General features: G+C 57.8%; 9 protein-coding genes. 7 read left to right on the top strand and 2 right to left on the bottom strand.

What is annotated here, in order from left to right; all coding sequences use genetic code 11:
* Positions 1-3 precede the first annotated feature (3 nt).
* The 4 genes from ACT3TY_RS01020 to ACT3TY_RS01035 all read left to right on the top strand — a co-directional run bounded on the left by ACT3TY_RS01020 (position 4) and on the right by ACT3TY_RS01035 (position 3,928).
* Positions 4-702: an N-carbamoylsarcosine amidohydrolase gene (locus tag ACT3TY_RS01020; protein WP_441678597.1), complete on the top strand. Its 699-nt coding sequence runs from the start codon at positions 4-6 to the stop codon at positions 700-702.
* Positions 703-857: 155 nt separating this feature from the next.
* Entirely contained in the window at positions 858-1,832 is a 975-nt protein-coding gene (locus tag ACT3TY_RS01025; protein WP_441678595.1) for a Bug family tripartite tricarboxylate transporter substrate binding protein, read from the top strand.
* A gap of 31 nt (positions 1,833-1,863) precedes the next feature.
* Entirely contained in the window at positions 1,864-2,388 is a 525-nt protein-coding gene (locus ACT3TY_RS01030; protein WP_444627130.1) for a tripartite tricarboxylate transporter TctB family protein, read from the top strand.
* A gap of 22 nt (positions 2,389-2,410) precedes the next feature.
* Complete coding sequence (locus tag ACT3TY_RS01035; protein ID WP_441678591.1) at positions 2,411-3,928, top strand: tripartite tricarboxylate transporter permease; 1,518 nt, start codon at positions 2,411-2,413, stop codon at positions 3,926-3,928.
* Positions 3,929-3,957: 29 nt separating this feature from the next.
* On the opposite strand, the gene ACT3TY_RS01040 is transcribed toward ACT3TY_RS01035, so the two are convergent.
* Positions 3,958-4,443, bottom strand: coding sequence for a MarR family winged helix-turn-helix transcriptional regulator (locus ACT3TY_RS01040; protein WP_290982284.1), 486 nt, complete (start codon positions 4,441-4,443; stop codon positions 3,958-3,960).
* A gap of 201 nt (positions 4,444-4,644) precedes the next feature.
* Here ACT3TY_RS01040 and ACT3TY_RS01045 point away from each other — a divergent pair, with 201 nt between their 5' ends.
* From ACT3TY_RS01045 to ACT3TY_RS01055, 3 genes are all read left to right on the top strand, one after another.
* A complete protein-coding gene (locus tag ACT3TY_RS01045) occupies positions 4,645-6,924 on the top strand; it encodes a molybdopterin cofactor-binding domain-containing protein (RefSeq protein WP_441678589.1) in 2,280 nt (759 codons plus the stop codon).
* Positions 6,924-7,877, top strand: coding sequence for an XdhC family protein (locus tag ACT3TY_RS01050; protein WP_441678587.1), 954 nt, complete (start codon positions 6,924-6,926; stop codon positions 7,875-7,877). Before ACT3TY_RS01045 ends, ACT3TY_RS01050 begins: the two co-directional genes overlap by 1 nt.
* Positions 7,878-8,102: 225 nt before the next feature.
* Entirely contained in the window at positions 8,103-10,085 is a 1,983-nt protein-coding gene (locus tag ACT3TY_RS01055) for a methyl-accepting chemotaxis protein (protein WP_441678585.1), read from the top strand.
* A 102-nt stretch (positions 10,086-10,187) separates the two neighbouring features.
* On the opposite strand, the gene katG is transcribed toward ACT3TY_RS01055, so the two are convergent.
* Positions 10,188-12,338, bottom strand: coding sequence for a catalase/peroxidase HPI (gene katG, locus ACT3TY_RS01060; protein ID WP_444627131.1), 2,151 nt, complete (start codon positions 12,336-12,338; stop codon positions 10,188-10,190).
* Between the last annotated feature and the right edge of the window lie 10 nt (positions 12,339-12,348).

Below are 12,348 nucleotides of genomic sequence, written 5' to 3' on the forward strand. Positions count from 1 at the left end.
CCCATGGCAACCCCTGATGCGATTCAAGACAGCTCGCTTCAAAACGGCTCGGGTCATGAGGAAAAATCGGCCCAGGAGAACTCGGCTCAAGAGAACTATCGGGGCGTCTGGGACGGGCGCATCGGCTTCGGGCGCAAGGCGGCACTTTTGGTTGTGGACTTCATGCAGGGCTACGTGCGTGAGGAGTCGCCACTCTACGCGCCCGGCGTCGTCGAGGCCGTGGCCAACATGCCGCCGTTGCTTGATGCCGCTCGACAGAGTGGAACTCCGGTCATCCACACCAATATTCTCTACCATGCGCCGGATCAAGTCGACGGCGGCATCTGGGTGAAGAAATCGCCGGTCATGCGCGCCATGGTGGCTGGCAACCCCTTCGCCGAGTTCTGTGCTGAAGTGGTGCCGGACTCAACGGAGCCGGTTATCACCAAGCAGTACGCGAGCGCCTTCTTTGGCACCTCGCTCGCTTCCATGCTGGTAGCCATGGGCGTGGACACGATCATCGTTACCGGCTGCTCAACCAGCGGCTGCATTCGCGCCACCGCCGTCGATGGCCTGCAGTACGGCTTTCGCGTGATGGTGATACGCGACTGCGTGGGCGACCGTCACCCCGACCCGCACGAGGCGAATCTGTTCGACATCGACAGCAAGTACGGTGACGTTATCGACCGCCAGACCGCAATCGATCATCTGTTGGGAGGCTGAACAGCGCTTCTGAAAGGCCGACTTGCGGCCTTTGGGCTTCTATAGCATTCATTAAAAAAGGAGAAAGTCCCTCAACGCTCGCCAGCTCGGAAAAACCAACAAACCACAATAAAACGCTTCGCTTTGATCTACTGACAACACAACAGGTAACTCATATGACACTTCGCCGTTTGATGATAGCGTCCGTTTTGGGCTTCACTCTACCCTTGAGTTCTGGACTTCTCGCCGATGACTTTCCCGAGCGTGCACTCACCCTCGTCGTTCCCTGGCCCGCTGGCGGCGCCTATGACCTAGCGGCCCGTTTAATGGCCGAGCATGCTGGCACGGCACTCTCTGTCCCCATCGTCGTTCAAAACGTGACGGGGGCGGCCGGATCTACGGGTATTCGCCACGTAGCTGAGTCCGATCCAGATGGCTATACTTTAGGTATGATGGGTACCCATGCCATCGCCCAAAGCTACATGAACCCCAACGCCACGCCGTTGGACGAACTCGAGGCGCTGGTATTCATCGGCCCCGAGCCAGCCGCGCTCGCAGTGGGCAGCGATACGGGCATCACGAATCTTGATGACTATCTGCAAACACTTCAGGAATCGCCCGGCGCAATTGTCAACGGTAACGACTCGCCCGGCGGCTTCTCTTATATCGCAGCCAGCATGCTCGAGTCACAGTTCGACGTTACGCTGACGAAGATCCCCTATCAGGGTTACGCCCCCACCCTCTCGGCATTGCTTTCTGGTGAGGTCATGTCTGTCCTGCTGCCAATACCGTTGCTAGCTGACCAGCACGCCTCGGGGCAACTCCAGATACTGGGCGTGGCCACAGATGCGCGTCATCCCTTTGCGCCGGATGCTCCTACCTTCAAGGAGCAAGGTTATGGCTTCGCGGCGGAGGACTTCTTTATGCTTTATCTGCCACAAGGCGTACCCGATGAGCGCCGCGACACGTTGGAGTCGGCTTTCTACACACTGCTCGAAGACGAAGCGTTTCAGTCGGCGGCAAGCGAGGCGGGCTTAGTGATTGCTCCGCAACCTCAAGAGGTAAGCTCAGATTATCTTACCCAGCGTGCCGATGAGGTCTATGAGATCCTTTCTTCCTCCAATCTGGTGGATGCCGCGCTGACGCGCTGACGGCTCCTACTCACGACTTAGGAGAGACGCCATGCGTTCGTTTAACAGTTTTCTTGATCGCGCCGCCGGGCGCGATCTTGCCTGTGGACTGCTTTTCAGTGGCATCGCCCTTGTCGGGCTCATCGACGTAAGCGGCAATACGATGTTGATGAACACGCTGGGCCGAGGCCCTGACCCAGGTCCCGCACTGCTGCCGCTGACCGTTCTAAGTTTCATGTTGCTGGGAGGGGGCATTCTCCTTCTCAAGGGGTTGGCCGGCTGGGTACTTCACTTGCGCAAGACAGCCGAGCAGACGCCGACCCAAAGTGACGCTCCTCTAAGCCGTCACACGCACGCGGCAGCCCTGCTTGTTTCTCTTTTGGCGCTGCCAAGCGTGGTGACATCGCTTGGTTTCTTGCCAGCGACCTGGCTTTTCGCCGCCCCTTGGCTCATCTGGCTGGAATATCGTCGCTGCCATCGCCTGCATCGTGCCCTACTGCTCGGCATCATAACCGCCTCGTTACTAAGCCTTGCGCTGTATCTGATCTTCATCACCCTGCTGGGCGTCGCGCTATGACGCCCGCGATCAGGAGACTACCATGCTGATCGACAGTTTCTTTACCTCGCTCCTAGCAACACTCGCATCGCCCTGGGGTTTGATGCTTGCTGTGCTGGGCACTCTGCTTGGCATCGTACTCGGCGCCCTACCGGGCGTTAGTTCCACCATGGCGCTAGCTATTCTGCTACCGTTGAGTTTCGGTATGGACCCCGCATTTGCCATTCTCTTTCTACTCTGTGTATTCGTTGCCAGTGTCTACGGTGGTTCAATCTCCGCCATCCTGATCAACATTCCAGGCACGCCGGGTGCAATCGTCACTCAATTGGACGGTCACCCTCTTGCCCGTGCAGGACGAGCTAAGGAAGCGTTGGTCTATGCGCTGATCGCCTCGAGCGTAGGGGGCGTCATCGGTCTGGCGCTTCTGGTGGTCACCGCTCCGATGCTGGCCTCAATCGCGATGCGCTTTAAAAGCCCCGAGTTCACGGCTATCGCGGTATTCGGTTTGGTGCTACTTGCCTACGCTTCGCCAGGTTCAACGGTACGCGGATTGCTGGTCGGCGCCGTCGGTCTACTCTGTGGAATGGTAGGGTTCGATGCTTTAACCGACGTCTCGCGCTTCACTTTCGATACACGTGGCCTGCAAGGTGGCATCGAACTAGTACCGCTATGTGTAGGGTTGTTCGGGCTCGCTGAGGTTCTCAGGAATCTGCACGACTCTCATCGCGCCACGCCTGAGTTCGACATGCAATCTACCCAATCGCCTCTACCGAATCTGCGCGCGATCGCTGGACGCTGGGCGTCGATGTTGCGCGGTTCCTTTATTGGCGCATTTGTCGGCGCTATACCCGCTGCCGGGTCGGCTATCGCAGTGGCTATTGCCTACGCCCAGGAGATGCGCTTTTCAAGGCATCCCGAGCGCTTCGGCCATGGCGCCGTCGAGGGTGTGGTGGGGCCCGAGGCCGCTAATAGTTCGAGCATCGGTGGCACGCTGATACCAATGATGACGCTGGGCGTACCTGGAGATGCCATCACGGCAGTATTGATGGGGTCGCTGTTAATCCATGGGCTGCGGCCAGGGCCAATGCTCTTCGCCGAAAACCCAAGTTTCGTCTCGAGCCTCTACGCCGGGTTCTTCCTTGCGCTACTGCTCACGCTGGTCATCGGCCTTTTGCTGATGCGCTGGTTGCCTTGGGTACTGCGCATCCCTTCGCATACGTTGCTCATCGGCATTGCGCTGCTTTGCGTGGTAGGCGCCTATGCTATTCGCAGCAGCATGGCAGATGTCTACATCATGCTCTTCTTCGGCGCCGTAGGGTACGCCTTATATCTCTTGTCGCTACCCGCTGCCCCTTTGGCCTTCGGCTTGATTCTGGGGCCGCTGCTTGAGGAGAATCTGCGCCGCAGCCTGCTGCTGGGTCGCGGCTCTTGGGAGGTATTCTTGCACAGCCCCATTGCCATGGGCCTGTTTGGTCTGTCATTACTGGCCATCATACTGCCGCTTTTGGCGCCACTCTGGGTGCGGCTTGGCAATGACATAAAGCGCGTAAGGATGCGCTGACTGTCGCGATCACCAAACGGCCCCTCGTACTATGGGACGGGGTCTGCATTCATTTTTTCCAGCAGGTGCATCAGCGCCACCCGCTCGGCAGGGTTGAGGTTTTGCATCGTCGCATCGCTGATCTGTTGAGCGTTGGGCACCATTGCCTCAACGATGGCGGCCCCAGCTTCGGTAATCACCACCATCACCTTGCGTTGATCGTTGGGGTCGGTGGTCAGCGTTACCCATTCACGGGCCTTGAGACGCTTGATCACCCCCCGAACAGTGGCCGGGTCAATGGCCGTGGCGTTAACGATATCGGTTAAGGAGCTGGCCCCTCGCTCCATCACTGTGCACAAAGCGACAAACTGAATGGCCGTTAGCTGCTTATCGCAGACGTGGCGCTGGAAAATGGCAATGTGGCGCTGATAGGCCTTACGTAACAGATGGCCTACCTGTTCTGAAAAATCGTACCCCTGCTCAGACGGTGTAGGGTGTGCGTTTTTTTGGACGTCGAGGGAACGATCCGATGTCATTCAAACTCCTTGCTGATGTGCAATGATGTCACTGAAGTATGGCAGTGGAAAAAGGTTAGGGAGAACTTTACGTATAACGCGAGAATTACCGCCTGATTCACCGTCAATTTATGGCGTACACATTATAAGTTTATATTAAACTCAAGCAACCTCTCGCGATACATGAAAGACCTGAGCATCTAAAAAAACCAAGGAGGCCACATGACCGGCAAGAAAGTCTATGATCGACAAGCCCTTCTGCATGATCCAGATCATCTTATCGTGTATCGAGATCCGATTACGCCTCCCAAGCCCGCACCAGGACAACCGGGTACACATTCTAATTTCGTACCTACTGAGCCCGAAATATTTATTGCTATCCTGAGCGCGGGCCAGGTGCTGGCGTTCAACGGTCATGTGGATCTTGGCACAGGCATACGCACTGCGCTTGCCCAGATCGTGGCGGAAGAGCTTGAGGTAGCGCTTGAATCCGTCACCATGGTTTTGGGTGATCCGTTCGAGGTACCCAATCAGGGGCCGACGATTGCAAGCGCCACTATTCAGATTACTGCCGAGCCGCTTCGTCGTGCTGCCGCTCAGGCGCGTGAATATTTACTGTTCAGAGCCGCCCTGCATTTTGGTCTACCTCAACACAAGCTCTTTTGTCGTGCAGGTCATATTTCACCGTTAGACGACACGTTACCCGCCATCGGCTATAGCGAACTGCTCGTCGGCGCCCGACATGCTCTGAAGCTTGCCGATGAGGTGCCCCTCAAACCTGTCCATCAATACAGCTTGGTGGGCAAGGCAGCGCCTCGCGTTGATATTCCCGGCAAGGTGACGGGCGCACTGACGTTCGTACATGACTTTCGTTTGCCGGATATGCTCTACGGCCACGTGATTCGACCTCCTTACAGTGGCTATGACCGGGGCGATTTCGTCGGTAATTCACTGGTATCCGTTGATGAAAACTCAGTAGCCGGCATGGCAGGGCTGGTCAGCGTCGTGACGATTGGCGACTTTGTCGGCGTTGTGGCTGAACGCGAAGAGCAGGCGGCCGCTATCGCCCGTAAACTCAACATCGTTTGGCGCAAGCCCGATACGCTGCCCCCCATGCATAACATTGAGCAGGCATTGGACGAACTGCCGGTGCAACAACGCCTGCTGCTTGAAGAAGGCCAGGTCGACGATGCCCTCAAAAGTGCTCAACATCGTGTTCGACGCGCTTATGTCTGGCCCTTTCAACTGCATGGCTCAATTGGGCCTTCATGCTCGGTTGCCCACTACCGTGACGATCAACTGCACGTCTGGTCGGGCACGCAGAATCCTCACAGCTTGCGTGCCGATCTGTCACGTCTAATGCTGCTGGATGAAAGCGCCATTACCGTCACGCGTATGGAGGCCTCTGGCTGTTACGGCCGCAACTGTGCCGATGATGTGGGTGCTGATGCGGCGTTGTTATCAAGGGCCGTTGGTCGCCCTGTGCGCGTCCAGCTCACCCGCGAGCAGGAGCATCTCTGGGAACCCAAGGGAGCTGCCCAGCGGATGGATGTTGAAGCCGGTATCGATGCCGACGGTAATCTGACAGGCTACCGTTTCGTGGCTCGCTACCCTTCCAACAATGCACCGACTCTGGCGCTTTTGCTGACAGGCGCACAGCCACCCAGCGACGTGCCTTTCCAGATGGGTGATCGTACGTCCGTTCCGCCCTATGGCTATCCGCATCGGCGTATTGCCTGTGACGATGTGCCCACGCTCGTACGCGCCTCATGGCTACGCGGCGTTTCCGCCATGCCGAACGCTTTTGCGCATGAAAGTGTCATTGATGAGCTGGCTTACCTGGCCGGGGAAGACCCCGTTGCCTTCCGAATTAGGCACTTGACCGATACGCGCGCGATAGAACTCGTCAAGACCCTGGCAGAACGTGCCCATTGGCAGCCTCGCCCAGCGTACCCTGCCCCTCGTACCGAAGCGGGCTGGCATTACGGGCGGGGGTTTGCCTACGCGCAGTACGTGCATAGCAAATTCCCCGGATTCGGCGCCGCGCTGGCGGCCTGGGTCGTCGAGCTCAAAGTGCATACCGCCAGTGGCCGGATCATTATCGAACGTCTGTATGTGGGCCAGGATGCCGGACTCATGATCAACCCCGATGGCGTACGCCACCAGGTGCATGGCAACGTCATCCAGACGCTTAGCCGAACCCTGAAAGAGCGGGTGACCTTCGAAAAGGGACTGCCCATGAATCGCGAATGGGGCAGCTACCCCATCCTGCGCTTTTCGGAGCTTCCGGATATTCAGCTTCTAATGCTGGACCGAACGGACCAGCCGTCGCTAGGTGTCGGCGAATCCACGTCGCTGCCTGGCGCCCCGGCCATTGCCAATGCGCTGTTCGATGCGACCGGGGTTCGCTTTACACACCCTCCGTTTACCGCAGAGACCGTGCGTCGGCGGCTTGGGCAGGGCAATAGACCCACAGAAAAACGCGCCGAGGTGGCGCTGTAATGCAGCACCTTGATCTTCAGGTTGTCGAGCGGGCCCTCCAGTGGGCTAACCAAGGCCGTGTGGTCTGGCTGTGTACGGTGCTGTCGACCTTTGGCTCGTCACCCAGGGAGCCCGGAGCCATCATGGCCGCGTGCTCAAAAGAGCAGTTCATTGGTTCGTTATCAGGCGGGTGCGTTGAAGAGAACTTTCTGGAACGCCTGGAAAAAGGGGCTTTTTCATCCTCACCGGTTCAACTGATTCATTTTGGTGGCGAAAGTGATGAAACCGTTCGCCTGCCCTGCGGCGGACGTCTTGATGTGCTGGTAGAACGGCTTGAGCCCAGCGCCGACACATTGATCCATCTTGAAGTCATGCATGCCACGCTGATGGGGCGACGGCCATTGATACGTCATGTGTTACTGGACGGATCTCGCAAGCGCTTCATCGTGCCCGAAGGGCCGGGACCTGCCGTCACGTGCGATGAGCATGCCGCCTATCTTCGTATTGGCCCGTCACTGCGCCTTGTAATCGCAGGTATTTCCGCCATCGCTACTCCTTGCGCCCAGTTCGCTCAGGCACTGGGATTTGAAGTCATTGTCTGCGACCCACGCGAGGAGATGCGGCGCGGCTTCAATGTTCCTGGTGTCGAGGTACAGGCGGTGTTGCCTTCGCTGTTCATAGCCTCAGGAGCCTGCCACGCAGCCACGGCGATTGTCGCCCTTACGCACGATCCGCGTATTGATGATCTGGCGATGATCGAAGCTGTACGCACTGACGCTTTTTATATCGGCGTCATGGGGTCGAAGAAAACCTCAGCCCAACGTGCCGAACGCTTACGGCGCTCCGGCGGTTTGACCGACACCGATATCGCGCGGATCGTGATGCCGATTGGCCTAGACCTGGGAAGTAAGACACCGGCGGAGATCGCGCTGGCGACCATGGCCGATATTCTGCGTGTCTACAGGGGAAAATGACATGACAAGCGGTAACACATCGATAGTCAGTAGCGTATCCAACGCTTTTGATAAAAGCATCCTCAACGTTTACTGGCCTATACCAATGGTAATTACACTTAAGTTAATCGTAAAACGGTCGTTATTAACTTTTGCGCCAGCAATAAAAACGATCTCTGCGCCATAAAAAACTGCGTGGATCATGATCGGCCAGTGATGGCCAACCTTTAACCACCGAGGCTTTTAATGAGCAAGTTCTCTCGTCTGTCGTTAACACAAAAATTGCTGAGCGCAGTCGCTCTTCCTTTACTGCTTGTTGCCATCGTTCTCGGCATTATCGTCAATCAGCAGCTCAATCGAGCCATTCCTGACCTAATCGACAATGCCGGTACACGGCAAGTTGAGGCACGCGCCGACGAGATAGGCCGCTGGATCAACGGCTACCGTAACTGGAATGCGGTGCTGGCGGAAGATGAGCGTCTCGCCGAAGATCTGCCTGTCGCTACGCATCTTGACTGGCTCGCCAAACGCTACCCTCCGGGCGGCACCATCGAGTCGCTTTTTTTCTCTAATGCCTCGGGCGACACGATAACCCATGCTGGCGTGCCGCTAGACATCTCGGAACGTTCCTACTTCAAGACACTCATTTCTGAAGGCAGCCAGGATAGCCTGCTTGTCGACCCGGTGATCTCCATGGTCAGCGGGCTGCCAACGGCGTTAGTAGTCGATACCGTTTTCGATGAACGCGGCAATCGCGCAGGGCTACTCGGCATCACCGTGTCCATGGCGGCGGTGTCTGATATCACCTCGGCAATCAATGTCGGTGAGGGGAGCTACGGCTGGCTTATTGACAGCCAGGGCCAGGTCATTGCCCACCCGGTGGAAGAGTACCGCATGTCGCTGAACTATACCGACGCCGACCGCACTCAGGGGTATCAGGGGTTGGATGCGCTGAGTCAGTCAATTCTCAGCGGCGCCCCCGGTTCCGGTGAAATCACCATGCCCAGTGGCGAACGTACCCGGCTTATGTGGAGTCCGGTGGAGGGCACGTCCTGGGTTGTCGGCGTGACCGTCCCGATGACCGCCTTTACCGCCGTAACCAACAGCTTGCTGAAATCCCTGCTGCTGGCGGGCGGGTTGCTGCTGATATTGCTTCTGGTGGTAGCTGCCTATGCGGCACGCCGCTCGCTTGCGCCAATCAAGCATACGGCTAGCGCCATGGCCGATATCGCTCAGGGCAAGGGCGATCTGACCCGCCGTCTGGAGGTTAAATCACAAGACGAGATCGGTGATCTGGCGCGTGGTTTCAATGCGTTCGTTGAACGTATGCAGGGCACCCTCCAGGAAGTGCGCTATAACGCCCAAACGGTACTCGCCGGTGCCAGCGACATGGCGGATGGCACTCACGAACTCTCCTCACGTACCGATCAGGCCGCCGCCAATATCCAGGAAACCTCCGCCTCCATGGAGGAGATCCACTCAACGGTGGCGCACACGTCGCAAGCTTCTGAGCAGGCTAATGGTCTGGCGATTGAAGCCGCCGGCGCCTCTAAACGCGGCACTGAATCCATGACCCAGATGGAAAGCAAGATGGGCGCGATCAGCGAGTCGTCCAACAAGATCAGCGATATTATCGGCCTGATAGACTCCATCGCTTTTCAAACCAATATCCTAGCGCTTAACGCGTCGGTCGAAGCCGCAAGAGCCGGTGAACAGGGGCGCGGATTTGCGGTGGTGGCCAACGAAGTGCGTACGCTGGCCAGCCGCTCGGCCACTGCGGCGCAGGATATCCGCGCGCTGATTGATGTGTCGGTCAATCATGCCAAGGAAGGCAACCATATCGTTAAATCCGCTGCCCAGCAGATGCAGGAAATCCATCGCAGCATTACTCAGGTATCTGACGTGATTGGCGAAATCACCGCTGGCGCTCGCGAGCAAACCGCAGGCATCGAACAGGTGAATACTGCCGTTGCCGAAATGGATACCATGACGCAGCAGAATGCCTCCATGGTCAGCCAGAATGCCTCTCTTGCCGCGCAGATGCGTAAAAACGCCGAGCGCCTGGACCAGTTGATGAGCGAGTTCGTGCTGGGCGATTCGCAGCCGCTATCCATCACGGCAAGCGCTACTCCGCCAGCAAGCAGCCCCCGCTTACCGGCCGCATCCACTACACCTTCAGCACCCAAGCCCAAAAAGGCCGTCGCCGAACCTGAGTGGGAAGCGTTTTAAGCCTTTCCTTATACCTAAAAAAGCCCGCATCTTTCGATGCGGGCAAGACTGGGTACATCAATAGTACTTACTGCTCACGCGCCCCTTCTGGGGCGCGTGGCGTTACGCTACATCAAAGCGGTCGGCGTTCATCACTTTTGTCCAAGCGGCGATAAAATCGCTGGCAAATTTCTCGTCGTGATCATCCTGGGCGTAGATTTCAGCATAGGCACGCAGGATCGAGTTGGAGCCAAACACCAAGTCAACGCGGGTGGCTGTCCACTTAACCTTGCCGGTTTGACGATCACGAATCTCATAATGGTCGCCCGCCGGATGCCAGGTATTAGCCATATCCACCAGGTTCACGAAGAAGTCGTTGGTCAATGCGCCTTCGCGCTCGGTGAACACACCATGTTGGGTGCCTGCGTGGTTGGTGCCCAGTACGCGCATGCCGCCGATCAGTACGGTCATTTCCGCTGCGGTTAGGCCGAGCAGCTGAGTGCGGTCCAGCAGCATCTCTTCGGGGCTGACCACGTAGGCGTCTTTCTGCCAGTTGCGGAAGCCATCCGCCAAAGGCTCAAGCGCCTCAAACGACTCGGCATCGGTCATTTCATCCGTTGCATCACCACGGCCGGGGGCAAAGGGCACCGTGGCGCGTAAGCCAGCGGCTTTTATTGCCTGTTCGATACCTACGTTACCCGCCAGCACGATGGTATCGGCAAGGCTTGCGCCGCTTTCCTGGGCAATGGGTTCAAGCACTGCCAGCACGCGGGCCAAGCGCTCGGGCTCATTACCTTCCCATTGATTCTGGGGCGCCAGGCGAATGCGTGCGCCGTTGGCGCCACCGCGCATGTCAGAGCCACGATAAGTGCGTGCGCTGTCCCAGGCGGTGTTAACCATGTCGCTGATACTCAAACCGCTAGCGGCGATACGCGCTTTCAGGGCGTCAACGTCGTAATCGGCCGGCCCAGCGGGCACCGGGTCTTGCCAGATCAGGTCTTCTTGAGGCACATCTGGGCCTGCGTAGCGCACTTTCGGACCCATGTCACGGTGGGTCAGCTTGAACCAGGCGCGGGCGAAGACATCATCAAAGTACGCCGGATCCGCCATGAAGCGCTGGCAGATCTCGTTGTAAATTGGGTCGACCTTCATGGCCATATCGGCATCGGTCATGATCGGCATGCAGCGGATGGAAGGATCTTCCACGTCTACCGGCATGTCCTCTTCCTTAATGTCGACAGGCTCCCACTGCCAAGCCCCGGCGGGGGATTTCTTCAACTCCCATTCGTGACCAAACAGCATCTCGAAGTAGCCCATGTCCCACTGCGTCGGGTTCTTGGTCCAGGCGCCCTCAATACCGCTTACCAAGGTGTCACGGCCAATGCCACGGCCCTTGGTTTTCATCCAGCCAAGACCCTGAAGCTCAGGCCCAGCCGCTTCGGGCTCCGGGCTTAGATCGCTGGGCGTGCCGTTACCATGGCACTTGCCGATAGTGTGGCCACCCGCCGTCAGGGCCACTGTCTCTTCATCATTCATCGCCATGCGTTTGAAGGTTTCACGCACCTGGGCGGCCGTCTTGAATGGGTCAGGCTGGCCGTTCACGCCTTCCGGGTTCACGTAGATCAGGCCCATCTGCACGGCGGCCAGCGGGTTATGCATGGTGTCGGGCTTTGCCACGTCGCCATAGCGGCCGTCGGACGGTGCCAGCCACTCTTTTTCAGCGCCCCAGTAGGTGTCCTTTTCCGGGTGCCAGATATCCTCGCGACCAAACGCGAAGCCGAAGGTTTTCAAACCCGCGACTTCATAGGCCATGGTGCCGGAGAGAATCATCAAATCGGCCCAGGAAATCTTGTTGCCGTACTTCTTCTTGATCGGCCACAGCAGGCGGCGGCCTTTATCGGTATTGGCGTTATCCGGCCAGGAGTTCAGCGGTGCAAAACGCTGGTTGCCGGTACCGCCGCCGCCACGGCCGTCCGCGAGGCGATAAGAACCTGCTGCATGCCAGGCCACCCGGGCAAACATGCCTACGTAGCTGCCCCAGTCCGCTGGCCACCACTCCTGGCTCTGGGTAATCAGTTCGCGAAGGTCCGCTTTCAGTGCCTCTACATCCAGCGTTTCCAGCGCTTCGCGATAGTTAAACTCTTCACCCAGCGGGTTCGTTTTTGTATCGTGCTGGTGCAGGATGTCCAGGTTCAGGGCGTTAGGCCACCAGTCGGTGTTGGACTTGCTGGCGGCTGTGTTACCGCCGTGCATTACCGGGCATTTACCACTCATGCGTTCATCT

This window comes from Halomonas sp. AOP22-C1-8 (genome assembly GCF_052378905.1).
Taxonomy (GTDB): Bacteria; Pseudomonadota; Gammaproteobacteria; order Pseudomonadales; family Halomonadaceae; genus Vreelandella; species Vreelandella citrativorans.